General features: G+C 64.1%; 27 protein-coding genes. 12 read left to right on the top strand and 15 right to left on the bottom strand.

Going from position 1 to position 25,729, the window contains the following annotated elements; genetic code table 11:
• Positions 1-16: 16 nt before the first annotated feature.
• Positions 17-448 (top strand): cupin domain-containing protein, encoded by a 432-nt coding sequence (locus tag LB525_RS04185; protein WP_224543626.1) that lies wholly within the window; start codon positions 17-19, stop codon positions 446-448.
• A 42-nt stretch (positions 449-490) separates the two neighbouring features.
• Here LB525_RS04185 and LB525_RS04180 read toward each other — a convergent pair whose 3' ends face one another.
• Entirely contained in the window at positions 491-946 is a 456-nt protein-coding gene (locus tag LB525_RS04180) for a carboxymuconolactone decarboxylase family protein (RefSeq protein WP_224543624.1), read from the bottom strand.
• 86 nt (positions 947-1,032) lie between these two features.
• Positions 1,033-1,488, bottom strand: coding sequence for an SRPBCC family protein (locus LB525_RS04175; RefSeq protein ID WP_095765564.1), 456 nt, complete (start codon positions 1,486-1,488; stop codon positions 1,033-1,035).
• Between the two features lie 408 nt (positions 1,489-1,896).
• Here LB525_RS04175 and LB525_RS04165 point away from each other — a divergent pair, with 408 nt between their 5' ends.
• The 3 genes from LB525_RS04165 (at position 1,897) to LB525_RS04155 (ending at position 3,725) form a co-directional block, all read left to right on the top strand.
• Positions 1,897-2,652, top strand: coding sequence for a copper homeostasis protein CutC (locus LB525_RS04165; protein WP_224543622.1), 756 nt, complete (start codon positions 1,897-1,899; stop codon positions 2,650-2,652).
• The gene (locus LB525_RS04160; RefSeq protein WP_224543620.1) at positions 2,652-3,161 is read left to right on the top strand and encodes a GNAT family N-acetyltransferase; all 510 of its coding nucleotides are present in this window, start codon (positions 2,652-2,654) and stop codon (positions 3,159-3,161) included. Before LB525_RS04165 ends, LB525_RS04160 begins: the two co-directional genes overlap by 1 nt.
• Before the next feature lie 75 nt (positions 3,162-3,236).
• Entirely contained in the window at positions 3,237-3,725 is a 489-nt protein-coding gene (locus LB525_RS04155; RefSeq protein ID WP_224543619.1) for an SRPBCC family protein, read from the top strand.
• Here the strand turns inward: LB525_RS04155 and LB525_RS04150 are convergent, their stop codons facing one another.
• From LB525_RS04150 to LB525_RS04135, 4 genes are all read right to left on the bottom strand, one after another.
• Positions 3,726-4,748, bottom strand: coding sequence for an acyltransferase family protein (locus LB525_RS04150; RefSeq protein WP_224543618.1), 1,023 nt, complete (start codon positions 4,746-4,748; stop codon positions 3,726-3,728).
• A 206-nt stretch (positions 4,749-4,954) separates the two neighbouring features.
• A complete protein-coding gene (locus tag LB525_RS04145) occupies positions 4,955-5,752 on the bottom strand; it encodes an FAD binding domain-containing protein (RefSeq protein WP_224543617.1) in 798 nt (265 codons plus the stop codon).
• A 120-nt stretch (positions 5,753-5,872) separates the two neighbouring features.
• Positions 5,873-8,218: a xanthine dehydrogenase family protein molybdopterin-binding subunit gene (locus tag LB525_RS04140; RefSeq protein WP_224543616.1), complete on the bottom strand. Its 2,346-nt coding sequence runs from the start codon at positions 8,216-8,218 to the stop codon at positions 5,873-5,875.
• Positions 8,219-8,350: 132 nt separating this feature from the next.
• Positions 8,351-8,851 (bottom strand): (2Fe-2S)-binding protein, encoded by a 501-nt coding sequence (locus LB525_RS04135; RefSeq protein ID WP_224543615.1) that lies wholly within the window; start codon positions 8,849-8,851, stop codon positions 8,351-8,353.
• Positions 8,852-9,113: 262 nt separating this feature from the next.
• On the opposite strand from LB525_RS04135, the gene LB525_RS04130 reads away from it, so the two are divergent.
• Positions 9,114-10,298 carry an FIST signal transduction protein gene (locus LB525_RS04130; RefSeq protein WP_224522638.1) on the top strand — a complete coding sequence of 395 codons (1,185 nt, stop codon included), beginning with the start codon at positions 9,114-9,116 and terminating at the stop codon, positions 10,296-10,298.
• Between the two features lie 6 nt (positions 10,299-10,304).
• On the top strand, positions 10,305-11,642 hold the full coding sequence (locus LB525_RS04125; protein ID WP_224543614.1) for a hybrid sensor histidine kinase/response regulator: 1,338 nt from the start codon (positions 10,305-10,307) through the stop codon (positions 11,640-11,642).
• 10 nt (positions 11,643-11,652) lie between these two features.
• Here the strand turns inward: LB525_RS04125 and LB525_RS04120 are convergent, their stop codons facing one another.
• Positions 11,653-12,336 (bottom strand): response regulator, encoded by a 684-nt coding sequence (locus LB525_RS04120; RefSeq protein WP_224543613.1) that lies wholly within the window; start codon positions 12,334-12,336, stop codon positions 11,653-11,655.
• 209 nt (positions 12,337-12,545) lie between these two features.
• On the opposite strand from LB525_RS04120, the gene LB525_RS04115 reads away from it, so the two are divergent.
• From LB525_RS04115 to LB525_RS04100, 4 genes are all read left to right on the top strand, one after another.
• Complete coding sequence (locus LB525_RS04115) at positions 12,546-13,244, top strand: fumarylacetoacetate hydrolase family protein (protein WP_224543612.1); 699 nt, start codon at positions 12,546-12,548, stop codon at positions 13,242-13,244.
• A complete protein-coding gene (maiA, locus tag LB525_RS04110; protein ID WP_224543611.1) occupies positions 13,241-13,891 on the top strand; it encodes a maleylacetoacetate isomerase in 651 nt (216 codons plus the stop codon). Before LB525_RS04115 ends, maiA begins: the two co-directional genes overlap by 4 nt.
• An 18-nt stretch (positions 13,892-13,909) precedes the next feature.
• A complete protein-coding gene (locus LB525_RS04105; protein ID WP_224543610.1) occupies positions 13,910-14,950 on the top strand; it encodes a zinc-dependent alcohol dehydrogenase family protein in 1,041 nt (346 codons plus the stop codon).
• 107 nt (positions 14,951-15,057) lie between these two features.
• Entirely contained in the window at positions 15,058-16,119 is a 1,062-nt protein-coding gene (locus tag LB525_RS04100; protein ID WP_224543608.1) for a hypothetical protein, read from the top strand.
• A 32-nt stretch (positions 16,120-16,151) separates the two neighbouring features.
• Here the strand turns inward: LB525_RS04100 and LB525_RS04095 are convergent, their stop codons facing one another.
• Positions 16,152-17,015 (bottom strand): DMT family transporter, encoded by an 864-nt coding sequence (locus LB525_RS04095; RefSeq protein WP_224543606.1) that lies wholly within the window; start codon positions 17,013-17,015, stop codon positions 16,152-16,154.
• 102 nt (positions 17,016-17,117) lie between these two features.
• Between LB525_RS04095 and LB525_RS04090 the strand changes: the two genes are divergently transcribed.
• Entirely contained in the window at positions 17,118-18,539 is a 1,422-nt protein-coding gene (locus LB525_RS04090; protein WP_224543604.1) for a PLP-dependent aminotransferase family protein, read from the top strand.
• A 173-nt stretch (positions 18,540-18,712) separates the two neighbouring features.
• On the opposite strand, the gene LB525_RS04085 is transcribed toward LB525_RS04090, so the two are convergent.
• The 3 genes from LB525_RS04085 to LB525_RS04075 form a co-directional block, all read right to left on the bottom strand.
• Complete coding sequence (locus LB525_RS04085) at positions 18,713-19,207, bottom strand: MaoC family dehydratase (protein WP_140846135.1); 495 nt, start codon at positions 19,205-19,207, stop codon at positions 18,713-18,715.
• 178 nt (positions 19,208-19,385) lie between these two features.
• Positions 19,386-19,814, bottom strand: a complete 429-nt coding sequence (locus LB525_RS04080) for a phasin family protein (protein ID WP_224543594.1) — start codon at positions 19,812-19,814, stop codon at positions 19,386-19,388.
• A gap of 65 nt (positions 19,815-19,879) precedes the next feature.
• Positions 19,880-21,175, bottom strand: a complete 1,296-nt coding sequence (locus LB525_RS04075; protein WP_224543592.1) for a DUF445 domain-containing protein — start codon at positions 21,173-21,175, stop codon at positions 19,880-19,882.
• Between the two features lie 199 nt (positions 21,176-21,374).
• Between LB525_RS04075 and rirA the strand changes: the two genes are divergently transcribed.
• Positions 21,375-21,836 (top strand): iron-responsive transcriptional regulator RirA, encoded by a 462-nt coding sequence (rirA, locus tag LB525_RS04070; RefSeq protein ID WP_224543590.1) that lies wholly within the window; start codon positions 21,375-21,377, stop codon positions 21,834-21,836.
• On the opposite strand, the gene LB525_RS04065 is transcribed toward rirA, so the two are convergent.
• Genes LB525_RS04065 through LB525_RS04050 form a run of 4 tightly spaced genes read right to left on the bottom strand, consistent with a single transcriptional unit; the run spans position 21,833 to position 25,699 of the window.
• Positions 21,833-22,621, bottom strand: a complete 789-nt coding sequence (locus tag LB525_RS04065) for a heme ABC transporter ATP-binding protein (RefSeq protein WP_224543589.1) — start codon at positions 22,619-22,621, stop codon at positions 21,833-21,835. The two genes, rirA and LB525_RS04065, sit on opposite strands and share 4 nt — an antisense overlap.
• Positions 22,622-22,628: 7 nt before the next feature.
• Positions 22,629-23,726 (bottom strand): FecCD family ABC transporter permease, encoded by a 1,098-nt coding sequence (locus LB525_RS04060; protein WP_224543587.1) that lies wholly within the window; start codon positions 23,724-23,726, stop codon positions 22,629-22,631.
• Positions 23,727-23,732: 6 nt separating this feature from the next.
• Positions 23,733-24,626, bottom strand: a complete 894-nt coding sequence (locus LB525_RS04055; RefSeq protein ID WP_224543586.1) for a hemin ABC transporter substrate-binding protein — start codon at positions 24,624-24,626, stop codon at positions 23,733-23,735.
• An 11-nt stretch (positions 24,627-24,637) separates the two neighbouring features.
• Positions 24,638-25,699 carry a hemin-degrading factor gene (locus LB525_RS04050; RefSeq protein ID WP_224543584.1) on the bottom strand — a complete coding sequence of 354 codons (1,062 nt, stop codon included), beginning with the start codon at positions 25,697-25,699 and terminating at the stop codon, positions 24,638-24,640.
• Positions 25,700-25,729 lie beyond the last annotated feature (30 nt).

The following is a 25,729-nucleotide window of genomic DNA, read 5'->3' as shown; positions in this document are numbered from 1 at the left end:
CAATTTGGAGGGGACTATGCGCAACATCACAATACCGGCACTGCTGGCGATAGCCGCCGTCTACGCGACTGCGGCCAACGCTTTGGACAGCGGCAACATGCCGGTCGTGGTGACGCCGCTGGCGGCGAAGACGACGACCGCATCGGGCCAGCCGATCACGCTGCCGCAAAAGAATGTCGAGGTTCAAGTCTCGTCGTACCAGATAGCCCCCGGCGCGACCCTGCCGGTGCACAAGCACCCCTTCCCGCGCTATGCCTATGTCGAGCAAGGCACGCTCAGAGTCGCCAATGTCGAGACCGGTGCCGCCAATATCTACAAGACCGGCGACTTCATCGTCGAGATGATCGGCCAATGGCACCAGGCCACCAATATCGGCACCGATCCGGTGAAGCTGCTGGTGATCGATCAGGTCGAGCAAGGCGCCAAGAACACGATCCTGAAACAATAGCCGGCGAGAGGCCCGCTTCAGAGCGGGCGCCCTCCTTCCACCTTATCTCCAGGCGCCCACGAGTTGCCGCGTGGTGGCGTTCAGGCGGTTGAACGCATTGATCAGCGCGATCTGGATCACCAGGGCGGCGAGCGCCTTGTCGTCATAGTGACGCGCGGCCTCGTCCCAGACGTCGTCCGGCACCGCGTCGGAGCGGTCGGCCATGCGCGTCGCGGCTTCGGCAAGCGCAAGCGCCGCGCGCTCTGCGTCATTGAAATAAGGCGTTTCGCGCCATGCCGAAACGGCGAAGATCCGCTCGTCCTTCTCGCCGGCCTTCTTCAATTCACGCGCATGCATGTCGACGCAGACGGCACAGGCATTGATCTGGCTGGCACGCAGATGAACGAGCTTGCGCGTCACATAAGGCAAGCCGCCGGCTTCGGTCGACTTGTCGAGCGCCAGCAGCGCCTGCAGCGCGCCGGGAATGAGCATCACCGGGTTCTTCAATCTTGCTTCCATCGTCGGTCTCCTTCAGACGTTTTTCTGCGAGCCCTGGATGCAGACGCATCAGGGACTTGCACCACATGCCGGCGCAAATGTCGGGATCAGCCCGGCCGGGCGGCAACCTGCTCAAGCCGCTCCAGGATGCGCGGCCAACCGCTTCCCATGCCTTTGTAGCCAGGCTCGTCCTGCGGCCTGAAGCCGGATTGCTCCATCCGTACCCGGGTGGCATCGCCTTCTGGCGTCAACGACCATGTCACCACCGTCTTCAGGCCACTATCGGACTCGCTTCCGTCGCCCCAACTGTAGGCGAGCAGCCTTGGCGGTTCGACCCTCAGCACCACACAGTTCGTCACGCCTGACCAGCCGGGCACGGGCTTTGCGCGAAAGGTGAAGCGATGGCCTTCGACCGGCGCGAAGTCGTTCTCCATCAGCCATTCGGCAACGAGATGCGGAAACGTCAGCGCACGCCAAATCTTGTCGGCGCCGTGTGGAATGAGCCGCTCGACAACGATCGATTTGGTTTCATCCTTCGTCGGGTCTTTGGCGATACCGTCCATGGCATCCTCCTTGTCCAATTGTTCCAACAATTTCAGCAAAGCCGCGAGACAGCGCTTCCAGTGACGGCTGGCGCGTCGATAGCTCTGCGCATCACGCGGCCTGAAGCCCGATTGTTCCACGCGCAGATGGGTGCCGGTTTCGGTCGGCGTCAGCGTCCAGGTGACGACAGTCCTCAGGCCGGTCTTTGTGCGATCCTCTTCACCATCTCCAGGCGGCACGCCGTCCTTCCCATTACATCAATAACTCACCAGCTATGGGTCATCTATAACCTGACAGTTATGAATGTCAACGGCATTCTGCACCAAGCCCCGATAATCACCGCCGGACCCTGGATCGATCGTTGCGGCTTTCGCGGCAATCGCCGCGATGCTAGGGCTGGCGATCTGTTGAAATATGGATGGACATTGGTGACCCACGCCCGACTCCCCCTGATCGAAATCTGCGTCGAAGGCATTGACGGGCTGCTCGCCGCGCAGGCCGCCGGCGCCGACCGGGTCGAGCTCTGCGCCAGCCTGATCGAAGGCGGCATCACACCGAGCCTGGGCACGGTGCGCGCCGCGCTCGAAAGCGCGACCATTCCCTTCCATGTCATCGTGCGCCCGCGCGGCGGCGACTTCCTCTACAGCGAGGCCGAATACCGCTCGATGCTTGCCGATGTCGAAACGCTACGCGAGCTGGGCGTCGCCGGCGTCGTCGTCGGCTGCCTGACCGCCGACGGCGCCATCGACGAGGCGCGCATGAGCGCATTGGTTGAGGCCGCCGGCCCGCTCAACGTCACCTGCCACCGCGCCTTCGACATGACGCGCGATCCGGCTGAGGCGCTCGAAGCCTTGATCCGCTGCAAGGTCGGCCGCGTGCTGACCAGCGGCCAGCGCGACACGGCGGTCGAAGGCGTCGGGCTTCTGGCGGAACTCGTTCGCCAGGCCGGCTCGCGCATCATCATACTCGGCTGTGGCGCACTCGCCCCCGACACAATTGGCGAGGTCCGCAGGCGTACGGGACTGACCGAGATGCATTTTGCAGCACTTGCGGACGTGCCGAGCGCCATGCGCTACCGCAACCCGAATGTAGGCATGGGCGGCAACGACCTCGACCGCGAATACCGCAACACGGTGACCGATCAAGCCAAGGTGGCTGCGATGATCGCGGCCGCGAGAGCTTGATGGCGCAAGTGATGAGCAAGGAATTGCTGCCGATCGAACGCGTCTCGCCCGCCGACGAGCCCGCCATCCTCGCGCTCAACAACGAGCATGCGGCGGAGCTGTCCTGGCTCGAGCCGGAACGGCTTTCCTTCCTGCTCGACGAGGCTTTCTACACCCGCCGGATCGGCGCGCTCGAAGCCTTCATCCTATGCTTCGACCAGGACGCAAGCTACGACAGTCCGAACTTCCTCTGGTTCCGCGAGCGCTATACGCGCTTTGTCTATGTCGACCGTGTGGTGGTTGCGGCCGGGGCGCGCGGCCGTGGCCACGCCCGACGGCTTTACGAGGATCTGTTCGAGCATGCCCGGCGCGCCGGCCACGCGATCGTCACCTGCGAGGTCAACGCCGATCCGCCCAATCCGGCCTCCGATGCCTTCCACGCAGCGCTCGGCTTCGCCGAGGTCGGCGATGCGGTGATCCACGGCGGCAAGAAGTCGGTCCGTTATTGGGCAAAGCCAATCGTCGCCTGAAGATGCCTCCGAAGCCGCTGGCAAGGAAAACAAGCCGCAGCTAATATGGCCGCTCCGCTGGTTGGGGGCGACGTCATGGCGAGCAATGTCTTCCGCTTCGACGAAAGCTGGGACATCCCTGAAGGCACGCCGCAGGAAGTTTGGGACGTGCTGTCGGACGCCCAGCTCCTGCCGCTCTGGTGGGGCGATGCCTACAAGGAGATCGAGCCGCTCGACAGGAAGGGCAAGGGCGTCGTCGGTGCGCGCGCCAGGGCGAGAGCGCGCGGCGCCCTGCCCTATGAGCTGAACTTCATCATCGAGGCGGCCGAGCTCGAGCCCGGCCGGCTGGTGGTGGTCAAGACCTTCGGCGACTTCGACGGGCTCTGGCGGGCAGAGCTGTCGCCGTCCGGACGAGGCACGCATGTCGAACTTATCTGGCAGGTCACGGTCGAGAGGCCGATCCTCAAGCTGCTGGCGCCGATTCTGAGGCCAGCCTTCGCCTGGAACCATCGCTGGACCACGCCGCGCGGCGAAGCCGGGCTCCGCCGCTACCTCGCTGCGCAACGAGCGACGAAACCTGCTTGATCACCAGTTTCGGTTGAGCCAGCCGCGGGCGGGTTTCTCGACGATGTAGTAGCTCGCGAGCGCGCAGGCGAACACGGCCGCCAGCATCGGGATTGTCGCGCTGCCGCGCTCATCGACGAATTTGTAGAAAGGCTGCTGCCAGAGATAAAGCGAATAGGACCACAGCCCCAGCATCACCATCGGCCGTGACGACAACGGTCCCGTCAGATAGCCGCCCGCGAAGTCGAGCGTGTTGACGGCGAGCGCCAGCAGCGGCACGCCGACAAGATAATGGATCGTGGTCGGCACCGGATCGAGGAACAGCAACACGCCGCCAACCGCCGCCGCAAGCGCCACATGTTGGTTTTGCAGGAAAGCCGGCAGGCGCCCGTCGGCCTTGAACAGGCAGATCGCCGCGGACAGCAGGATCGAGGCGATATGCACGTCCGTGCGCCAGTAGGTAGTCTCGTAGCCCATGCCGAGAACCCCGTACGAAATGGCGCCGTTGGCCATCGCCAGCAGCGCCAGCACCACCAGCAGCCGCACGACATTCGCCCGACCGGTAACCACCACGCTGATCAGCGCCAGCAGGATATAGGAATGCTCCTCGACGCAGAGCGACCAGATGTGGTCGAGCGCGCCGGCGCGGGTGATCAGGACGCCGGCGTAATTGTAGGTGAAGGTCAGCGCCGTCAGCGCCGCTTTCCACTTGAAGGCGATGAAGGTTCCGGTCAGGCCGATCATGGCGGCAATCACGAAGATTAGCAGCGCTGGATAGATGCGCGAGAAGCGGCGCTTGAAGAATTTCTTCAGCGGAAAGCGCTCGATGAACAGGATTTCGCCCATCAGCCGGCCGCTCAGCACGAAGAAGAACTCGACGCCGAGCACGCCGAGATTGAGCCCTGGGACCGGAAAGAAATGGCCGACCAGCACCATGGCGATCGACAGGCCTCGCCAACCGTCGAGATAGGCCAGTCTTGCCCTGGCTTCCTTGTCGGTCGCGGCCCGCGGCAGGACAACGGACGCTGCGGAGATGTCGGTCATACCGTGCCTTCGCGACTCGAGGTCCGCATGCGAAACATTGCCCGCAGCCTGGACCATCTGGTATTCCCGCCGGATTTATTTTGCAGTGCGGGATAACTTTGTGCAAGTGCGAAGCCGCAATTCGACAGGCGTTTGCGCCTAAACCATTGCCGCAGCGAAAGAAAAAGGGGCCGCGAGGCCCCTTCTTTCATGCATGGCGTCGCCGTTCAGGCGTTGGCAGCGGCCACGGCGCGCTTGGCCATCACCGCGATCAGATTGGCGCGGTAATCGGCGGAAGCATGGATATCGCTCAGCAGCCCCTTTGCCGACACTTTGAGGCCGCCGAGCGCCGCGACATCGAAATTCTTCGCCAACGCTGCCTCGATTTCCTTGGAGCGGAAGACGCCGTCCTCGCCGGCGCCTGTCACTGCCGCCCTCACCCCGTCCTTGCCCTTGGCCACGAACACGCCGACGATGGCGTAGCGCGAAGCCGGGTTGCGGAATTTCTGGTAGGCCGCCTTGGCGGGAGCGGTAAAGCTCACCGCCGTGACGATCTCGCCGTCCTTCAGCGCTGTCTCGAACAGGCCCTTGAAGAACTTGTCCGCCGCGATCTCGCGCTTGTTGGTGACGATCGTCGCGCCCAGCGCCAGCAATGCCGCCGGATAGTCGGCCGCCGGATCGTTGTTGGCGATCGAGCCGCCGATCGTGCCCTTGTAACGCACCGCCGGGTCGCCGATCAGCGATGCCATATGTGCAAGCGCCGGGCAGGCCTTCCTCAGCTTCTCGTCGGTGGAGACGTCGTAATGCGTCGTCGCGGCACCTATGGTCACGGTCTTGCCGGACACCTTGATGCCCTGCAGGTCCTTCAGCCGCGAGACGTCGACGAGGTCCGACGGTGCCGCGAGCCGCGTCTTCATCGCCGGGATCAGCGTCATGCCGCCGGAGAGCAGCTTGGCGTCGCCGTTCTTCAGCAGCCTTGCGGCGTCGGCGACGGAGGAAGCGCGATGGTAGTTGACGGAATACATGTCTCTTTTCTCCCTTCGGGGAAAAAGCGAATAGGGAGTAGCGAATAGCGAGTAGGATTACTTATTCGCCGCATCGCTCTCCTCTTCCCTGTTCGCTACTCCCTATTCGCTATTCGCTTTTCAATGCTTCGCCCGAATGGCCGACCACACCGTGGCGGGCGACGCCGGCATGGCGATGTCGACGACGCCGAGCGCATCTGTGATGGCGTTGATGACCGCCGGCGGCGAACCGATGGCGCCGGCCTCGCCGCAGCCTTTGACGCCGAGCGGATTGCCCGGGCACGGCGTGTTCGAGGTCGAGACCTTGAAGGACGGCAGGTCGGCCGCGCGCGGCATGGTGTAGTCCATGTAGCTTGCCGTCAGGAGTTGGCCGCTGGCGTCGTAATGCGCGCCTTCCAGCAACGCCTGGCCGACGCCCTGGGCGATGCCGCCATGCACCTGCCCTTCGACGATCATCGGATTGATGATGTTGCCGAAATCGTCGGCCGCGACGAACTGGATGATCTCCGTCATGCCGGTTTCCGGATCGATCTCGACCTCGCAGATGTAGCAGCCGGCCGGGAAGGTGAAGTTGGACGGATCGTAGAAGGCCGTCTCCTTTAGCCCTGGCTCCATGCCGGCCGGCAAATTGTGGGCGGTGTAGGAGGCAAGCGCCACCTGGAACCAGGGCAGGCTCTTGTCGGTGCCCGCGACCTTGACCTCGCCATTCTCGATGACGATGTCGCCCTCGTCCGCCTCCAGCAGATGCGCGGCGATCTTCTTGGCCTTGGCTTCGACCTTGTCGAGCGCCTTGACGATGGCCGACATGCCGACGGCGCCGGAACGCGAGCCATAAGTGCCCATGCCCATCTGCACCTTGTCGGTGTCGCCATGCACGATCGAGACGGAGTCGATCGGCACGCCGAAGCGCTGGGTGACCAGTTGCGCGAAGGTCGTCTCATGGCCCTGGCCATGGCTGTGCGAGCCGGTGAGCACCTCGATCGTGCCGGCGGCATTGACGCGCACCTCCGCCGATTCCCAGAGGCCGACGCCGGCGCCGAGCGAGCCGACCGCCGATGACGGCGCCAGGCCGCAGGCCTCGATATAGCAGCTCATGCCGATGCCGCGCAGCTTGCCCTGCTTGGCGGCGTCGGCGCGGCGCTTGGTGAAGCCGGCATAGTCGGCGGCTTTCATCGCCGCATCGAGCGAAGCGTTATAATCGCCGGCGTCATAGTTCATGATCACCGGCGTCTGGTGCGGGAAGGACGTGATGAAGTTGCGGCGTCGGAGTTCCGCCGGCGACACGCCAAGCTCGCGCGCCGCGGTCTCCATCGTGCGCTCGAGCACATAGGTGGCCTCCGGCCGCCCAGCTCCGCGATAGGCATCGACGGGCGCCGTGTTGGTGTAGACGGCGCGCACATTGGCGTGGATCGCCGGGATGTTGTACTGGCCCGACAGCAGCGTCGCATAGAGATAGGTCGGCACGCAGGACGAGAACAGCGACATATAGGCGCCGAGATTGGCTATCGTATCGACCTTGAGGGCGGTGATGCGGTTGTCCTTGTCGAAGGCCATCTCGACGGTCGAGACATGGTCGCGACCATGCGCGTCCGACAGGAAGCTTTCGGTGCGGTCGGCGACCCATTTGACCGGAACGCCGGTCTTCTTCGATGCCCACAGGCAGACGATCTCTTCCGGATAGATGTAGATCTTGGAGCCGAAGCCGCCGCCGACATCGGGCGCGATCACCCGCAGCTTGTTTTCCGGCGCGACATTGTAGAAGGCGCTCATCACCAGTCGCGCGACATGCGGGTTTTGCGACGTCGTCCAGCAGGTATAGTGGTCTTCCGCCTTGTCGTAATGCCCGAGCGCCGCGCGCGGCTCCATCGCATTCGGCACCAGCCGGTTGTTGACGATCTTCATGCGCGTGACATGGGCTGCGGACTTGATCGCCGCGTCGGTCGCCTTGGCGTCGCCGAGCTCCCAGTCGAAGATCAGATTGTTCTCGGCCTCGGCATGGATCTGCGGCGCGCCGGGTTGGATCGCCTTCGTGGCATCGACCACGGCCTTCAGTTCCCTATAGGTGATCTCGACCGCTTCGGCCGCGTCGCGCGCCTGGCCCTTGGTCTCGGCGACGACGACCACCACGGCGTCGCCGACATAGCGCACCTTGTCGACAGCGAGTGGCGACCACGCGCCCATCTTCATCGGCGTTCCGTCCTTAGAATGGATCATCCAGCCGCAGATCAGATTGCCGATGCCGTCGGCCTTGAGCTCCTTGCCCGTCAGGACGCCGACGACGCCCGGCATGGCTTGCGCCTTCTTCACGTCGATCTTCTTGATCTGCGCATGCGCGTGCGGGCTGCGCACGAATACCGCATGCCTCATGCCGGGGACCACCATGTCGTCGACATAGCGGCCGCCGCCGGTGATGAACCTCTTGTCTTCCTTGCGCGCCACGCGGGCGCCGACGCCTTCGATACCCATTGCGGAAATTCCTCCGGAATTTAGGGGAGTAGTGAGTAGCGAATAGTGAGTAGTGAGTAGGAAAAGATTGGAGCAGCGATCGGTCACAGAGACGCCGACCATTCGCTACTCACTATTCGCTACTCACTCATCTCACGCTGCCTGCTTCGCCTTGCCCTTGGCGCCCTTCGACATCGCCTCCGATGCGGCGAGGATCGCCTTCACGATGTTGTGGTAGCCCGTGCAGCGGCAGATATTGCCGTCAAGCTCGGCGCGCACAGTTGCCTCGTCGAGGCCTTGCGGGTGGCGCGCGATCATGTCGGTCGCGGCCATGATCATGCCCGGCGTGCAGAAGCCGCATTGCAGCCCGTGATACTCCTTGAACGCGGCCTGAACCGGATGCAGCTCGGCGCCGTCGGCCAACCCTTCGATGGTGACGATGGTCGAGCCCGAAGCCTGAACGGCGAGCATGGTGCAGGACTTCACCGCCCGGCCGTCGACATGCACGACGCAGGCGCCGCATTGCGAGGTATCGCAGCCGACATGCGTTCCGGTGAGGCCGAGATGTTCTCGTAGGAAATGCACCAGCAACGTTCGGTCTTCGGTACTACCGCTGACCCGTTTCCCATTCACAGTCAACGACACGTCCGACATGCAGCCTCCCTGGGTATTGACCTTGGTCCTCGCCTTGCCGATGCCGCGCCTGTGCTTCGGCAGCGCGCTATTTGCGTACCGTACAACGGGCAAAACAGTGCTGCCAGCGCTCCGCCCCTTGTACTTTCGGTCATGGCCGACAAGCTGTTGAGCGTGCCGCCCGGCCCATTGCCAAATCAGGGATTGAGGGCAAAGATGCCCTCGACGCGAAGCGTGCCTGACACGCATAAGAAAAGACACGCATAATCAGCGTTGGAGGAAATTGCGGAGAAGGCGGCTGGCCAGTTCTAGCACACGCTATGCATCGGGCCTTTCGGCGCTCACCACGGATGAGCCCGACCCGAATGTTTTTGCCCGGGCCATCGCGGCCGAAGCCGCAATCGTCGACGCCGGCTTCGCGCTTTTGTTCTTCTCCCAGAGCCTGGTCGACGCGGCAGCGCTCGCGCAGGCGTTGAAGGTACACGCTCCGTCGCTTGCCTATGCTGGCTGCTCGACCGCCGGCGAGATCACGCCGCAGGGGCTGGAGGAAGGACATGCCCTTGCCCTGCTTCTGCCGTCGGCATCGTTTTCGACCGTCGCCACCATGGTCGAGAACCTCTCCTCGTCGGGCATGGACCGGATCACCGGCGAGGTCGCCTCGCTGCGGCGTCTGCTGCGCGGGCGCGTCGGCCAGGATCGGGCCAAGAACATATTCGCGCTCTGCTTCATCGATGGGCTGTCCTATGCCGAGGAAGCGGTTACCTCGGCCATCCACTGGGGGCTGGACGACATTCCGCTGATTGGCGGCTCGGCCGGCGACGACCTGAAATTCGAGACGACGAGGCTGATCGCCAACGGCACGGTCGCGTCCGACAGCGCCATCGTCGTGCTGGTCGCGACCGAGATCCCCTTCCACGTCTTCAAGACCGATAATTTCATTCCGACCGACGAGAAGCTGGTGGTGACGGCGTCCGACCCGGACCATCGTGTCGTGCGCGAGTTCAACGCCACCAACGCGGCGGAAGAATATGCCGCCTCCGTCGGCATCGTGCCGCAGACGCTGACGCCGCTGAGCTTTGCCTCGCACCCCGTGGTGGTGAAGGTCGGCGGCGAATATTACTGCCGCTCGATCCAGCGCATGCATCCCGACGGCTCGCTGTCCTTCTTCTGCGCCATCGACGACGGCGTGGTGCTTTCCATCGCCCAGCCCAAGAACATGGTCGAAGCGACGCGCACCGCTCTCCAGGACGTCGAGCATCGGCTCGGCGGCATCGACATGATCCTCGGTTTCGACTGCGTGCTGCGCCGGCTCGACGCGCGCAACCGCCAGGTTTTTCGCGATATCTCCGAGCTCTACCGGACCAACAAGGTCATCGGCTTCGGCACCTATGGCGAGCAGTATCGTTCGATGCATCTCAACCAGACCTTTACCGGCATCGCCTTCGGCGAGCGCCAGGCAGCCGAGTGAGTGCAGATGCCGCTTCGCGACATCGACGACCTCGAAAGGCTGAAGAAGATCAACGCCGCGCTGGTCAGCCGCGTCGAGCGCTCGATGGACCAGCAGGGCAACGCCTTCTCGCTGTTCCAGACCGCGATCTCGCTGGAAAACCGGGTGCGCAACCGCACCGAGGAACTGCACGCCACGCTGCGCCGGCTCGAACAGTCGAACATCGACCTCAGCGCGGCGAAGGAGAGCGCCGAGCTGGCAAACCTCTCCAAGACCAGGTTTCTCGCCGCCGCCAGCCACGATGTGCTGCAGCCACTGAATGCCGCGCATCTGTCGGTCTCGGCGCTGGCAGAGGTCCAGGCCAGCGATGAAGGCAGGAAGCTGGTGCGCCAGGTCGAGCGCTCGCTGGAGACGATGGAGGACCTGCTGCGCACGCTGCTCGACATCTCCAAGCTCGACGCCGGCGTGGTGCAGCCCGAGATCGGCGACGTCAGCCTGGAGGCGCTGTTTTCCTCGCTGCGCTCGGATTTCCTTCCCGAGGCGGCAAAGAAAGGCCTGTCGCTTAAATTCCGCCCCGTCAATGTCGCGGTGCGTTCCGACCGCACGCTGCTCAGGCGTATCCTGCAGAACATCCTCTCCAACGCGCTGCGCTACACCCGCTCCGGCGGCGTCCTGGTCGGCACAAGGCATCGCGGCGACACCATCCGCATCGACGTTGCGGATACTGGCTGCGGCATCCCCGAGGACCAGCGCGAGGCGGTGTTCGAGGAATTCCACCGCGGCACCTCCACGCTTGCCGACGCCGGGCTCGCCGGCGGGCTCGGGCTCGGCCTCGCGATCGTGCGCCGCATGGCGGCCGCCCTCGGCCACCCTGTGACCTTTTCCTCCAAGGTCGGGCGCGGCACCATCTTCCATATCGACGTGCCGGTCGGCATGGCCGCGGCCGAGCCGGCGATGGCTGCCGCCGACATTGAGCGGCCGCGCGGCTACGGCCTGTTCGGCACCAAGGTGCTCTTGGTCGAGAACGACATGGACGTGCTCTCGGCAATGACCTCGCTGCTCGAGCGCTGGCAATGCCTGGTGCGCGCCGCGACCTCGACCGACGATGCGCTCGACCTGCTCGGCGACACCGCCTGGCTGCCCGACATAGTCATCGCCGACCAGCATCTCGACGGCGGCGACCTCGGCACGTCAACGATCGCCGAAGTGCGCGACTATCTCGGCCGGACCGTGCCGGCGCTGATCGTCACCGCCGACGGCTCCGAACCCGTCGCCAAGGCCGCCCGCGCCGCCGGCATAGAGCTGATGCGCAAGCCGCTGAAGCCGGCGCAACTACGCGCGCTGCTGGCGCATTTGCTGGCTTAGAAATACCGCCTCAAAACCCCGCCTGATCCCGAAACAGTTCCGCATTGTCGAGCTTCGACACCTCGATCACCGCCTGCGTGCGGCTGTAGACGTTGAGCTTGCGCAGGATCTCCGAGACGTGTGCTTTCACAGTAGTCTCACCCACCTGCAGCTCATAGGCGATCTGCTTGTTGAGCATGCCCTGGCGCAGCATCTGCAGGACCCTCAGCTGCTGCGGCGTCAGCCTGGCTAGGCGCTGCACCATGTCGGCGCGGTCGGTGCTGTCGGGGTCCGGCGGCTGGCCCTCGTAATTTTCCGGCACATAGACCGCGCCATCCATCACCGAGCGGATGGCGGCGGCAAGATCGCTCTTGCGGGCCGATTTCGGGATGAAGCCGGCGGCGCCATAGGACAGCGCCTCGGAGATGATCTTCGGTTCCTCATAGCCCGACACGATCACCACCGGCAGGCGCGGATAGCGCGTCCTCAGTTGCAACAGCCCCTCGAAGCCATGCACGTCGGGCATGCTCAAATCGAGCAGCGCGAGGTCGAACGGCTTGGTGTCGGCAAGAAGCTCGATCGCTTCCCCGATCGAACGAGCCTCGACCGTATCGACGTCCGGATAGGCCATCTGCACGGCGCTGTGCAGCGCCTCGCGAAACAGCGGGTGGTCGTCGATGATCAGGAAGCGGGCGCGATCGTTGACGGCGGTCATTGCTCAGGATCAGGCATCGGTTCGGTTTCCAGCCGGCACAGGATAGTCTCGCGGCCCTGGCCAGATTATTGGCAAATAGTATATCGCCCAATGGTATACGGCATTGTCGGTGAAGCGACAGGGCCAACATGTTCGTGGCCATAGAGCCTTGCTCGCCCGTCGAAATCGGCTGAAGGTGCGGACGATTCATGCCAGCACGGAGACCGCCCATGCCAGAGTTCGTCCTTCCGCCCCCGGCGATTGCCTCGGTTGCCGTCGCAGGCTCGGCGGAGCGGTTTGCCGTGCGCCGCATCTTCTGCGTCGGCCGCAATTACGCTGCGCATGCGCGCGAGCTCGGCAATGACGAGCGCGACCCGCCCTTCTTCTTCACCAAGCCGGCCGACGCGGTGGTCGACAGCGGCGCCGAGATCCCCTACCCGCCGCTGACCTCGAACCTGCACCACGAGATCGAGCTGGTCGTGGCCGTCGGCAAGGCCGGCTTCCGCGTTCCGCGCGAAGACGCGCTCGCCCATGTCTGGGGCTATGGCGTCGGCGTCGACCTGACCCGCCGCGACCTGCAGGACCAGGCCAAGAAGGCGGCGCGGCCCTGGGATTGGTCGAAGGCGTTCGACCAATCAGCGCCTTGCGGTCCGCTGGTTCAGGCCGCGAAATCGGGGCATCCGGAAAAAGGCCGCATCTGGCTTGCCGTCAACGGCGTGGTGAAGCAGGACGGCGACCTGACCGAGCTGATCTGGCCGATCGCCGACATCGTCGCTATCTGCAGCGAGGCGGTCGAGCTGCAACCCGGCGACCTGATCTTCACCGGCACGCCGGCCGGAGTCGGCGCGGTCCAGGCCGGCGACAGGATCACCGGCGGCGTCGACGGCATCGGCGAGATCGCGGTCACCATCGGGCAGCCGAGGCCATGAGCGACCTCGTCCTTCATAACTACTACCGCTCCTCCACCTCCTACCGGGTGCGGATCGCGCTGGAGATGAAGGGCCTGAGCTACACTTATGTGCCGCACCACTTGCGCCATGGCGAGCATCTCGAGCCTGCCTATCGCGCCGTCAACCCGCAAGGGCTGGTGCCGGCGCTGGTTCTGGACGGCGGCACGCTTCTGACTCAGTCGCTGGCGATCATCGAATATCTCGACGAGATCCAGCCTGAGCCGCCGCTGCTGCCGAAGGATGCGCTGGGTCGGGCCCGCGTCAGGATGCTGGCGCAGATGATCGCCTGCGACATCCACCCGGTGAACAATCTGCGCGTGCTGACCTCGCTGCGCAGTTTGTTCGGCGCCGGTGACGAGGATGTCGTCAACTGGTTCCGGCACTGGGTGAACGAAGGTTTCCAGCCGCTTGAGAAGATTCTGGCTTCGTCGCCTGAGACCGGCACCTTCTGCCACGGTGACGCGCCTGGCCTTGCCGACATCTGCCTTGCCGCGCAGGTCGCCAACAATGCTCGCTTCGGCGTCGACATGGCGCCCTATCCGGTGATTGCGCGCATCAACGCCGCCTGCATGGCGCTGCCAGCGTTCCAGAAGGCTGCGCCGCAGAACCAGATCGATGCCGAATAACGAATTGAAGGACTCCCCATGAAAGCTGTCGTCTTTGAAAAATTCGGCGAGGCGCCGACGATCCAGACCGTTCCCGATCCGAAGCCCGCCCCCGACGGCGTGGTCATCAAGGTCGAGGCTACCGGCCTGTGCCGCAGCGACTGGCACGGCTGGATGGGCCATGATGACGGCATCACGCTGCCGCACGTCCCCGGACATGAACTGGCTGGCGTCGTCGTCGCCGCCGGCAAGCAGGTCGGCCGCTGGAAGGCCGGCGATCGGGTCACGGTCCCCTTCGCCGTCGGCTGCGGCCGCTGCTTCGAATGCACTTCGGGCAACCATCAGGTCTGCGAGCATCAGACACAGCCGGGCTTCACCGGCTGGGGCTCATTCGCCGAATATGTCGGCATCGAGCATGCCGACACCAACCTCGTGCGCCTGCCGGAGGAGATGGAATTCGCCACCGCAGCCAGCCTGGGCTGCCGCTTCGTCACTTCGTTCCGCGCCATCGTCGACCAGGGCCGGGTGACGCCCGGCGAATGGGTCGCGGTGCATGGCTGCGGCGGCGTCGGCCTGTCGGCGATCATGATCGCCACCGCCATGGGCGCCAATGTGATCGCCATCGACCTCACCGACGAGAAGCTGGAATTCGCTAAAAAGATCGGCGCGGTCGCGACCATCAATGCCTCGACGACGCCGAACGTCGTCAAGGCCGTCAAGCAGATCACCAATGGCGGCGCGCATATATCGATGGACGCGCTCGGACACCCGACCACCTCGTTCAACTCGATCGCCAATCTGCGCCGCCGCGGCCGTCATGTTCAGGTCGGCTTGATGCTGGGCGAGCATGCCCGGCCGCAGGTGCCGATGGACAAGGTGATCGCCTTCGAGCTCGAAATCCTCGGCAGCCACGGCATGCAGGCCTACCGCTACAACGCGATGATGGAGATGATCCGCACCGGCAAGCTGAAGCCCGAATTGCTGGTCGGCAAGAAGATCAGCCTAGATGAAGCGCCCGCCGCCCTGATGGCGATGGGCGGCTTCGAGGGCATCGGCATCGGGGTGGTGACGAGGTTTTAGCAGGCGTCGCGGCGAATATTCGCGCTTATTATGCTTGCAGTATTTTTCTTAGGAACATAAAGTGAACAAGAGATTGGGATAAGCCAACGAATGTCGGGTTGAGGGCAATGAGGCTTGCTTCGTACTTATTTTTGTTTGCGTTGCTGGTTTCTACGGCTGATGCTGCTGCTGCAGAGCAAGTAAGCCATGGGGCCACTCCAGATTGGCCACCCGCCCCTGCAGCATCGCCAGGGTGGGATGCTCCGCGCTTTGAGAAATATCTCGCAAAGCTTAGCCCTGAGGGCTCTAGAGCGAAGCCTCGCTTCAACGGATCAAACTGGACGCCGGAAACCAAGGCCAGGATTAGGGAGGCGGTGAAGTCCGGCTACAATTTCGCCGGACATTATACGATCGTCGAAATGGGATGCGGTACTGAATGTAAATCAGCTTGGATTGTCGACGGACGAAGCGGCGCGATCCACGCCTTCCCATTGGGTGGCGAAGGCACAAGCAGCCTGAAACTGGTCTATAATGTGAAAAGCCGATTGATAAAGTCCGCATGGCTTAACAGCGAAAAGGTTCTGTACAGGCAGCAAGATTTCGATTGGGACGGCAAGGATTTCAATAACATTGTTGGCATGGACCATACCGACAAAGGCACCTTCTTTCGATGCGACGTTCTCGATTCGAGCGTATCGATGGAGTGGCCGTCCGATGAGGCGAAGACATCACCAAGCGAAGAATTGCGCTTCGAAACCTTTCCGGCGAGGGTTTTTCAAAACGGACCCGTTAAGTTGCCTCAGTTTGACGGCAGAGACCGCGGGGCGCGGGAATACCGCACAAGGATATCAGATGCGATGAAATCCGGTGCTAATTTTGCCGGGCACTACAGGATTGTCGAAATCGGATGTGGTACGGGTTATTCATGCGTTTATATCGCAGACACAAATAGTGGAAAAGTTTGGGATTTCCCACTGGGCGGCATGGAATACTTGAATTTAGATTTGAAATACTCGCCGGATAGTCGCCTGATAAAGGCCCGGTGGATAGACGGACTAAATGGCGATCAGGCTGACTGTGCGGAGTCGGTCGCTGAATGGGATGGTCGCAGCTTCAACAGCTTCGGTAAGACGCACCGCGGAGTGGCCGACGAAACCTATTGTTCGTTTGAACCACCCCAAAACGAGTAGGATCGAGCAAGAACCAATCGCACTCGCCTCCCCTACCGCGCGAACTTCTTCGCCCCGAACACGCAGGCCACGACGCCGAGCGTGACGACCACCATCATCGGGCTGACCTTTTCGTGCAGCAGGCTCGCCGCCAGCGCCAGGCCGAAGAAAGGCTGCAGCAGCTGCAGCTGCCCGACGGCGGCGATGCCGCCTTGCGCCAGGCCGCGATACCAGAACACGAAACCGATCAGCATGCTGAACAGCGAGACATAGCCGAGGCCGATCCACGCGCCCGAACCGATGGCGGCGAAGGATGGCGGCAGCGTCGCGAAGCTCAACGCCAGCATGACCGGCAGCGACAGCGCCAAGGCCCAGCAGATCACCTGCCAGCCGCCGAGCTTGCGCGACAGCTTGGCTCCTTCGGCGTAGCCCAGCCCGCAGGCGATGATGGCGCCGAGCATCAGGCCGTCGCCGACCGGCGACGCGGTCACGCCTTGCGCCAGGGCGAAGCCTGCGACCAAAGCGCTTCCCAGGCACGAGAACAGCCAGAAGGCCGGGCGCGGACGGTCGCCGCCGCGCAGCACGCCAAAAATCGCGGTGGCCAGCGGCAGCAGGCCGACGAAGATGATGGAATGCGCCGAGGTGACATGTTTCAGCGCCAGCGCCGTCAGCAACGGGAATCCGACCACGACCCCCAGCGCAACGACGACGAGCGAGATCAAGTCGCTGCGCTCCGGACCCTTCTCGCGAAACAGCAGCAGCATCGCAATCCCGAGCAGACCGGCGATCGCCGCCCGGGCCGACGTCAGGAAGGTCGGGTCGAAATCCATCACCGCCACCCGCGTCGCCGGCAGTGACCCGCTGAAGATCAGCACCCCAATGAAGCCGCTGAGCCAGCCGTCGAAACTCTTTTCCATGATCCGCTCCGTTTGCGCTTCCGTACCGGCGCGGGCCATGGTGTTGCCAGGTACAATGGAGTACAATTTGACAAAACTGTAATGGCCTACAGAGAAGTACAGATGGAAGCATCAGGCCCAAATGGAAGCGGCGCCACCCTCGTCGAAACCGTCATGGCGGCAATCCGCCAGCGGATCGCGGCGCGCATGCTGACGCCCGGAGCCCGCCTGCCGTCGATACGGGCCATGGCCAGATCCATGCAGGTTTCAAAATCGACCGTGGTCGAAGCCTATGAGCGCCTCGCGGCGGAAGGCACGATCCGTTCGCGGCCTGGCTCCGGCTTCTACGCCGCCGGCCAGCTCGCGCCATTGTCGCTCGCCGAGATCGGCCCACGGCTTGACCGCGCCGTCGACCCGCTCTGGGTGTCGCGGCAATCGCTCGAAGCGGGCGAGGAGATGCTGAAACCCGGCTGCGGCTGGCTGCCGGCGTCCTGGATGCCGCAGGCCGCCTTGCGCCGGGCGCTGCGCACCGCTGCCCGTGCTGACGACGTGGCGCTTGCCGATTACGGCACGCCGCTCGGCCTGCCGTCGCTGCGTCAGTTGCTGGCAAGGCGCATGGCCGAGCATGGCGTCGAGGCCTCGCCGGACCAGATCATGCTGACCGACTGCGGCACCCAGGCGATCGACCTTCTGTGCCGCTTCCTGATCGAGCCCGGCGATGCGGTCCTGGTCGACGATCCCTGCTATTTCAACTTCCATGCGCTGCTGCGCGCGCATCAGGCCAAGGTTGTCGGCGTGCCTTACACGCCTTCGGGGCCGGACATCGAGCTATTCGCCGAGGCGATCGCCGAGCACCGGCCGCGCCTCTACATCACCAATTCCGGCATCCACAACCCGACCGGCGCGATCCTGTCGCCGGTCACCGCGCATCGGCTCCTGAAGCTCGCCGACCAGGCGGACCTCACCATTGTCGAGGACGATATCTTCGCCGACTTCGAGCATAGCCCTGCTCCGAGGCTCACGGCCTTCGACGGGCTGCAGCGCGTCGTCCAGATCGGCTCCTTCTCCAAGACGCTGTCGGCCTCGGTGCGCTGCGGCTTCATCGCGGCGCCAGCCGACTGGATGGAAGGCCTGACCGATCTCAAGATCGCCACGACATTCGGCGGCGCGCGGCTATCCGCCGAGCTGGTGCTGACCCTGTTGAAGGACGGCAGCTACCGAAAACATGTCGAGCAGTTGCGCACGCGCCTGTCGCGCGCCATGGCCGAGACCGGCGGCAGGCTGAAGGCGATGGGCATCGTTCCCTGGATCGACCAGCCAGCCGGCATGTTCCTCTGGTGCCGGCTGCCCGACGGCATCGATGCGGCGGAAGTCGCGCGCCATGCGCTTTCGGACAATGTCGTGCTGGCGCCCGGCAACGCCTTCAGCCTGTCGCACACCGCCGGCCGCTTCATGCGCTTCAACGTGGCCCAGTGCTGGGATCAGCGCATCTTCGGAGCGCTTGAGAAAGCGATGTCGGCATCGCGCCGCAACAAAGCTGCATAGATGACTTGATCAGCCTGATGAACCGACGCCGCCAGGTCTGTCGAGATTCAGGTCAGGCCGAGTCGAAAATAGTGAGTTCCGAGAACCGGAGCGGAGCGTACTTGAAGTACGTGAGCACCGGAAGCGCAGGAAGCCGCCATTTGCAGACCGGCCTCACCTGAATATCGGCGGACCTAACCTGCCCGTTTGCGGCGCTCATACATCATCACCAGCGTTTCGGCGGTCAGCGCCGGCTTCTGCTCGCCTTCGATCTCGACGGTGTTGGCCGCCTTCATCAGATACTGGCCGGGACCGCGGTCCTCCATGGAAAGCAACGTGGTGCGCAGCCTGATGCGCGCGCCGGCCTTGACCGGCGCCAGGAAGCGCACCTTGTCGAAGCCGTAGTTGAAGGCGGCCTGGGTGTTTTCCGGCACGATGCCCATCTCCAGCGCCAGCGCGCCGATGATCGACAAGGTCAGGTAGCCATGCGCGATCGTGGTGCGGAACGGGCTCTGCCGTTTCGCCCTTTCCGGATCGACATGGATCCACTGGTGGTCGCCCGTGCACTCGGCGAACTGGTCGATGCGCTGCTGGTCGACCGTCGTCCAGTCGGACACGCCGAGCTCCTGCCCGGACATCATGCGCAACTGCTCGAAGGTCGGCGGCGTTCTCAGCCGTGTTTCCGTCATTCCGGCTTTCCCATCACTCTTGCTGTCTCCCGACCATGAAGCGGCGGCCTCTGTCAATTCGCCGCCCCGCGATTTTCGCCGGTAGAGTTGATGCTTTGGGGCAGGCCGAGAACGCTCGGACGCCTGCGCCGGTTGCATCGCATGTCGGTCGGTGATGGGTCCGAAATCGCCAGGTAGCCTATTTCTTTTCGTAGCCGGCGCGGATTTCCGCCATCGCATCCCGGATCCGGTCGCGCAGGATCTCGACCGATTCGGTGCTGGATTTGCGTACAAGGTCGGCCACTTCGCTGGCATTCTTCAGCGTCGTCTCGAACGACCTGCGGGCAAACTCCGCCTGCTTGCTCATCAGCTCCTGCGGGTTGCCGGGCGTCTGATAGTTCTGTGCCATCCGCGTGATCTCATGCATGGCATTCTGGACCATCTCATGCTGCCTCGCCAGCACCGAGGATGCGCCGGCCGCACTTGCCCTCGCCGATTTTTCCAGGGCTTCGAGGTTCTTGCGGTGATGGTCGAGGATCGCCTGGACGTCGACATTCGGTAGCTTGAGGTCGCGGCCGAACCTGCTGAACATGTCGAGGAACGAGTCCGGTTCCGGTTGTCTTGCCATGCTCTGCCTCCCTGCCGGCCGCCATAGGGCGCCCTTGAACGAGAATAGTGCTCCGTGGGCCGGCGTCAATTGACGAGGAATAGCCGCTCCGCCGTATGGAGCGCCAGCCCGGCAAGCCCGCCGACGATCATGCCATTGAAGCGGATATATTGCAGGTCCCTGCCGATGTTCAGCTCGATCAGCCGCGTCAGTTGCGCCAGGTCCCAGCGCTTGACCTGGTCGGCGATGAATGTCGACACCCCGCTCTTCTGACTCTCGACGAACGAAGCCAGCGCCACGACAAAACCCTGGTTCATATCGGCCCTGATCTGGGCGTCGTCGGCCAGATGCCTGCCGACCTCGACGAACATGTTGGCGAGGTGCTCGCGGATCGTCGAATTCGGCGCATTGACGTCCTGCTCGATGAACAGGCGCAGGCTAGTCCATGCATCGCCGGCCAGCGCCCGCACCTCCGGACGTCCGAGGAAATCGCGCTTCAGCTTCTCGGCGCGCCTGGCATATTGCTTCGAAGTCCTGAGCCGCTCGATAAAGCCAAGTACGAAGCCGTCGAATTCGGCACGCATCGGATGGTTGGGATCGGCCCGCACCTCATCGAGCAGCGAACCCGCCGACGCGACGATCTTCTTCAGAAGATAGGCGTCGGCGCGAAACAGGTTGAACAGCGACGGCAGTTCCTCGCGGATCTTTTCACGCATCGTCGCCAGCGCCTGCTCGTCGTTGAGGAAACGCCCGACGACCCGGATGAATTCGTCGAAAAGCTTCTGGTGGCGACGATCGTCGGTCAGCGCCGACAAAAGATCGGCCGCGAGCGGCGCCAGCGGCACCTTCTCGATCTGCTCCAGCATGCGGCTGGTGACGAAGTCACGGAGACCTGATTGTTCCACCGCCGTCAATGTCTGCGGCACCAGGCGTACGACGAATCGCGACAGATCGGAGGCGCGTTCGGCGTCGGCCAGCCAGTCGGCGACCAAAGCGGCGAAATCGACCTCGGTGAGCTTCTCGCGCACCGGCTCCGGCGCCAGGAAATTGGCCTCGATGAAGCGGCCGAGATTATCGGCGATCCGGTGCTGGTTCTCCGGAATGATGGCCGTGTGCGGGATCGGCAGCCCGAGCGGCCGCCGGAACAGCGCCACCACGGCATACCAGTCGGCGAGGCCGCCGATGGTCGCCGCCTCGGCGAAGGCCGCGACGAAGCCGAGCCACGGATGGCCGCCCTCGAAGGATTTGGCGAGCGCAAAGACGAGGATGCACAGCGCGAGCGCCGCGGCGGCGACGAACTTGGTCCGCCGCAACGCCGAGAGCTTCGCCTTGGCATCGGCGTCGAATCGAACCGGCGCGAGGGCCGAAGCTGACTGTGGCATGGAAAGGCCGTTTCCTGTTTGCACCCGCTTCTATCTAGTGGCTGCGCCGGCAAAACGCTCGTTCGAAGCGCGGGAGCACGATATGCGCCGGCATGCACAAAAAGTTGACACGATTATTCAGCTATGTGCCGGTCCAGTCTGGAATTGTTCCAAACTATGGGCCATATTCGGCTTCAAGCTAATATTTCGCGAGGATACCATGCGGCTCACGCGCCAGACCAATTATGCGATGCGCATCCTGATGTATTGCGCCGCTAACACTGAAAGGCTGAGCCGCATCCCCGAGATCGCCGCCGCCTATTCGGTGTCCGAGTTGTTCCTCTTCAAGATCCTGCAGCCGCTGGTCGAGGCCGGCCTGGTCGAGACCGTGCGCGGCCGCAACGGCGGGGTGCGGCTCGGCCGCTCGGCGGAACAGATCAACCTGTTCGATGTCGTGCGCGTCACCGAAGAGAGTTTCGCCATGGCCGAATGCTTCGAGAACGACGCAGCCGAATGCCCGCTGGTCGACAGTTGCGCCCTGAATTCGGCGCTGCGCGAGGCGCTCAACGCCTTCTTCGCCGTGCTTTCCCGCTACACGATCGCCGATCTCGTCGCCGCGCGCCCGAATGTACGCAGCCTGCTCGGCATCGACCTCCTGGAGCAGCGCGCCCCGGCAGCCTAAGCCGCCGACTGCGGCAGCACGAACGGCACGCTGCCGGCGGGCAGAGCACCAACCTTCAGCCTGCAGTCAAACACCTTTTCGATCATCTCGTCGTTCAGTACGTCCGTTGGCGAGCCCGCGGCGGCCAACTGGCCGCCATGCAGCACAAAAATTCGGTCGGCATACATGGCCGTCAGATTGAGGTCGTGCAGGATCGCTACCACGCCGCCGCCGCGCCGGGCGAAATCGCGCGCAATGTTCATGATGATGAGCTGGTGCTTGATGTCGAGGCTGGAGACCGGCTCGTCGAGGAACAGATAGCGCGGCCGCCCTTCGAGCACCGGCGCCCAGACCTGGCAGAGCACGCGGGCAAGCTGCACGCGCTGCTGCTCGCCCCCGGAAAGCTCCTGGTAGAAGCGGCCGACAAAGCCGTCGAGATCCACCCGCGCCAGCGCCCGCTCGGGCAAACGCGCATCCTCGCCGGGCAGCACGCCGGAGCGTCCGCCGATCAGGCCGAGGCGAACGATCTCGCGCACGGTGAACGGGAAGGACAGCGTCGTGGCCTGCGGCAGCACCGCGCGCAGCGTGGCTGCCTCGACCGGCTTCATGACCGACAGATCGCGGCCGTTGAGGGTGACGGTGCCGGTATAGGCGAGCTCGCCCGTCAGCGCCTTGAGCAAAGTCGTCTTGCCGGATCCGTTTGGCCCGACGAGGGCTGTTACTTCGCCGGGCCGCGCCCTGAAGTCGACATGGGAGACGACGCGCTTGCCGCCGATCGCCACCGAAATGTCGCGCGCTTCGATCATGGCGAACTCACAGATCAACGACGCCGCGCTTGCGCAGCAGGATCCAAAGGAAGAACGGCGCGCCGGCGACCGCGGTGACGATGCCGATCGGCAGTTCGGCCGGCGCGACGATGGTGCGGGCGACCGCGTCGGCGATGAGAAGCAGCGATGCGCCGAGCAGGGCCGAGGCCGGCAGCAGATAACGGTTGTCCGGCCCGATCGCCAGCCGCAGCACATGCGGCACGACGATGCCGATGAAGCCGATGCCGCCGCTGACTGCGACCGAGGCGCCGACCGCCGCCGACACGCCGACGATGGCCGTGTATTTCAGCCGCTGCACCGGAATGCCGAGATGGCCCGCGGTCGCTTCGCCCAGCGCCAGCGCGTTGAGGCCGCGCGACAGGAACGGCATCGCCGACAGCGCCAGCAAGATCACCGGCCCCACGGTGCCGATCTTCGACCATGTCGCGCCGGCAAGCGAGCCGAGCTGCCAGAACGTCAGGTCGCGCAGCTGCCGGTCGTCGGCCATGAAGATGAGGATGCCCGTCAGCGCCATGGCAAGAGCGCTGATGGCGATGCCGGCAAGCAGCATCGTCGCGACCGACGTCCGTCCCTGGCGCGTGGCGATGGCGTAAAGCAGCAATGTCACCGCGAGCCCGCCGAAGAATGCCGCGAGCGGCAAAGCGAGCGTGCCCAGCGCAAGCGTGACGGGCGCAAGCCAGGTCGTGCCGAGCACGATGATCGCCACCGCACCGAGACTGGAGCCGGCGGAGACGCCGATCAGGCCGGGATCGGCAAGCGGGTTGCGGAACAGCCCCTGCATCACCGCGCCGCAAACGGCCAGCGCCGCGCCAATCAGCACGCCGAGCAGCACGCGCGGCACACGGATGTCATAGACGATCAGCCGGTCGCGCGCCGCAAGCGCCGCGTCGGCAGGCATGGTGCCCGTAAACCAGCCGCGGATGACGCGGACCGCGGAGGCGTCGGAAGCGCCCGACGTCAGGGACAGGAACAGGCAGAGAGCGAGCGTCACACACAAGAGCAGGATGACAAGCCTTGCCCGGGCCGAGCGGTCGCCATCGGCCGCCATCACCCTGCCCGCGCCGGCAATGGATTGTTCGGCCATCGCCGCTCAGTCCAGGACCTGGTTGCCGTAGAGCGAAACGGCAAGATCATGGATGGCTTCGGCGGTGCGCGGCCCGAAGCCGGGCAGGTAGGCGCCCCCCATGCTGATCATCTTGCGGTCGGCGCCCGCCGGTGTTGAAGCGACGGCAGGGTTGGCGAACAGCTCCTCTTCCGAGATCGGCGGTCCGGCGCCCTTCATCGTCAGGATGACGTCCGGCCTGGCGCTGACGATCGCCTCGTCGGTCATCGACTTGTAGCCGGAAAAACCCTCGACCGCATTGACCGCGCGGGCCAGCTTGACGATGCCGTCGGCCGCCGTGTCGCTGCCGGCGGCAAGGATCTTGCCGCCCTGCGTCGACAGCACGAACAGCACGCGCTTGCGATCCTTGATCGCAGCCGTCTGCTTTTCGGCCGCCGTCAGCTTCGCGTCCGTCTCGGCGGCGAGCTTCTCCGCCTTGGCCTCGACCCCTAGCGCTTTTCCCACGACGCGGATCTTTTCGAGAATGCCCTCATGATTGTAGTGGTCCGGCACCTCGACGAAAGGCACGCTCGACTTCTTCAGCACGTCGACCGCTTCTTTCGGGCCGCTGCCCTGCAGCGCCAGGATCCCGGTCGGATTGACAGACAGGACACCCTCGGGCGACAGCGCGCGCATATAGCCGACATCCGGCAGCTTCGCCGCCGCCTCGGGATAGTTGCTGGTCGAATCGCGGGCCACGAGGCGGCCTTCCTCACCGAGCGCGTAGACGATCTCGGTGATCGAGCCGCCTATCGAGACGATCCGCGAGCTGTCCGAAAAGACTGTCATGCCTTCGTCCGCCTTGGCCGGCTGCAGGGCGACGGCAAGCAGGACGCCGAGCATCGGCGCGAGCGCTGCGCGGAAACTGAGAACAAAGCGCATTGGGTGCTACCTCATGCAGCGGTCGGATTGGGAATGCGGGGCAGGTTCTCGGCGAGAAAACGCCAGTCTTCCCGCTCGCCTTCGCCTTCATGGCGCTTGCCGAAGAACTGGATGATCATGCCGCCATTGGCGTCATAGGCCTCCAGCGAGGTGACATGGCCGTCCTTGGTGGGTTTGCGCACCGCCCAGACTTCGCGGATGTGGTCGGTCCTCAGATGCAGATGGAAAGTCTCGTCGAGCACGTTGAGCCACGGACCCATCGGCTTGACCGACTTGATCGGGCCGGAATGGATCTGGATGCAGCCGCGGTTGCCGACGAAGCACATGATCGGCATCTCGCCTGCCGCAGCGTGGTGGAACATGGCGATGAACGCATCATTGTCGAGCAGCCAGGCATAGTCCTGGCCCACCATGCGCACGGCCTCGCGGCGGCTGAGCTTCAACGTCTTCAGCATGCCGAAGAACTGATGCACGTCGGTAAGCCGGCTCCAGCGGTCGCGCAGATCGCCGATCGAGGCAGCCGCGCCCTGCCCTTCATCCTCTCCTTCCGCGGCGCTTGGGAGGATCGCGACGGTCGGTTCCTGGTTCGACGATTCGAGGCTCGCCACCAGTTTCTGGTAGGCATAGAGGTTGGATGCGGGCTTCAGATGCACCTTGTGCACCGCCTCGCCCGCCGCGTCGAAGAACTGCAGGCTGCGGCGGATCTCGCCGCCGTCGCGCTTTTCGACGGCAAAGCCATGCGCCCAGACTTTCGGGAAGATGCGCAGGTCGATGTTTTCGCCAAGCACCATGGCGTTGTGGTTGCCGGTCACGACCTTGTCGTAGACGCCGATCTTTTCGTGCACGGCGCTTTCGTTTCGGGTCAGCGCCATCACCTCGCCGACCGCCTCGAGCCCGGTCAGCAGATCGTTGACACGCGGCTCGACACGGACAGTGCCGAAGCCGCAGTGCGCTGCAACCAGTTCCGCTTCCGAAATGCCCAATTGCGCCGAGAGATCGCGCTCCCGCATTTTCGGATTTTCTTCTCGCGCCCGCCGGATTTCCTCCGGCGACGGCTTAACGCGCTGATCCATTTCGTCCACCTGTATCGTCTGATCTCTGCT

The sequence above is a fragment of the Mesorhizobium sp. CA16 genome (genome assembly GCF_020165175.1).
GTDB lineage: Bacteria > Pseudomonadota > Alphaproteobacteria > Rhizobiales > Rhizobiaceae > Mesorhizobium.
Note: the sequence above shows the minus strand (reverse complement) of the source record. Positions and strands in the feature narration are given on the sequence as shown.

Excerpts from the sequence above, each read along its gene's own strand:
- LB525_RS04185 (WP_224543626.1), top strand. The coding sequence starts at position 17 with ATGCGCAACATCACAATACCGGCACTGCTGGCGATAGCCGCCGTCTAC.
- LB525_RS04180 (WP_224543624.1), bottom strand. The coding sequence starts at position 946 with ATGGAAGCAAGATTGAAGAACCCGGTGATGCTCATTCCCGGCGCGCTG.
- LB525_RS04175 (WP_095765564.1), bottom strand. The coding sequence starts at position 1,488 with ATGGACGGTATCGCCAAAGACCCGACGAAGGATGAAACCAAATCGATC.
- LB525_RS04160 (WP_224543620.1), top strand. The coding sequence starts at position 2,652 with ATGGCGCAAGTGATGAGCAAGGAATTGCTGCCGATCGAACGCGTCTCG.
- LB525_RS04155 (WP_224543619.1), top strand. The coding sequence starts at position 3,237 with ATGGCGAGCAATGTCTTCCGCTTCGACGAAAGCTGGGACATCCCTGAA.
- LB525_RS04150 (WP_224543618.1), bottom strand. The coding sequence starts at position 4,748 with ATGACCGACATCTCCGCAGCGTCCGTTGTCCTGCCGCGGGCCGCGACC.
- LB525_RS04145 (WP_224543617.1), bottom strand. The coding sequence starts at position 5,752 with ATGTATTCCGTCAACTACCATCGCGCTTCCTCCGTCGCCGACGCCGCA.
- LB525_RS04140 (WP_224543616.1), bottom strand. The coding sequence starts at position 8,218 with ATGGGTATCGAAGGCGTCGGCGCCCGCGTGGCGCGCAAGGAAGACAAG.
- LB525_RS04135 (WP_224543615.1), bottom strand. The coding sequence starts at position 8,851 with ATGTCGGACGTGTCGTTGACTGTGAATGGGAAACGGGTCAGCGGTAGT.
- LB525_RS04125 (WP_224543614.1), top strand. The coding sequence starts at position 10,305 with ATGCCGCTTCGCGACATCGACGACCTCGAAAGGCTGAAGAAGATCAAC.
- LB525_RS04120 (WP_224543613.1), bottom strand. The coding sequence starts at position 12,336 with ATGACCGCCGTCAACGATCGCGCCCGCTTCCTGATCATCGACGACCAC.
- LB525_RS04115 (WP_224543612.1), top strand. The coding sequence starts at position 12,546 with ATGCCAGAGTTCGTCCTTCCGCCCCCGGCGATTGCCTCGGTTGCCGTC.
- maiA (WP_224543611.1), top strand. The coding sequence starts at position 13,241 with ATGAGCGACCTCGTCCTTCATAACTACTACCGCTCCTCCACCTCCTAC.
- LB525_RS04105 (WP_224543610.1), top strand. The coding sequence starts at position 13,910 with ATGAAAGCTGTCGTCTTTGAAAAATTCGGCGAGGCGCCGACGATCCAG.
- LB525_RS04100 (WP_224543608.1), top strand. The coding sequence starts at position 15,058 with ATGAGGCTTGCTTCGTACTTATTTTTGTTTGCGTTGCTGGTTTCTACG.
- LB525_RS04095 (WP_224543606.1), bottom strand. The coding sequence starts at position 17,015 with ATGGAAAAGAGTTTCGACGGCTGGCTCAGCGGCTTCATTGGGGTGCTG.
- LB525_RS04090 (WP_224543604.1), top strand. The coding sequence starts at position 17,118 with ATGGAAGCATCAGGCCCAAATGGAAGCGGCGCCACCCTCGTCGAAACC.
- LB525_RS04085 (WP_140846135.1), bottom strand. The coding sequence starts at position 19,207 with ATGACGGAAACACGGCTGAGAACGCCGCCGACCTTCGAGCAGTTGCGC.
- LB525_RS04080 (WP_224543594.1), bottom strand. The coding sequence starts at position 19,814 with ATGGCAAGACAACCGGAACCGGACTCGTTCCTCGACATGTTCAGCAGG.
- LB525_RS04075 (WP_224543592.1), bottom strand. The coding sequence starts at position 21,175 with ATGCCACAGTCAGCTTCGGCCCTCGCGCCGGTTCGATTCGACGCCGAT.
- rirA (WP_224543590.1), top strand. The coding sequence starts at position 21,375 with ATGCGGCTCACGCGCCAGACCAATTATGCGATGCGCATCCTGATGTAT.
- LB525_RS04065 (WP_224543589.1), bottom strand. The coding sequence starts at position 22,621 with ATGATCGAAGCGCGCGACATTTCGGTGGCGATCGGCGGCAAGCGCGTC.
- LB525_RS04060 (WP_224543587.1), bottom strand. The coding sequence starts at position 23,726 with ATGGCCGAACAATCCATTGCCGGCGCGGGCAGGGTGATGGCGGCCGAT.
- LB525_RS04055 (WP_224543586.1), bottom strand. The coding sequence starts at position 24,626 with ATGCGCTTTGTTCTCAGTTTCCGCGCAGCGCTCGCGCCGATGCTCGGC.
- LB525_RS04050 (WP_224543584.1), bottom strand. The coding sequence starts at position 25,699 with ATGGATCAGCGCGTTAAGCCGTCGCCGGAGGAAATCCGGCGGGCGCGA.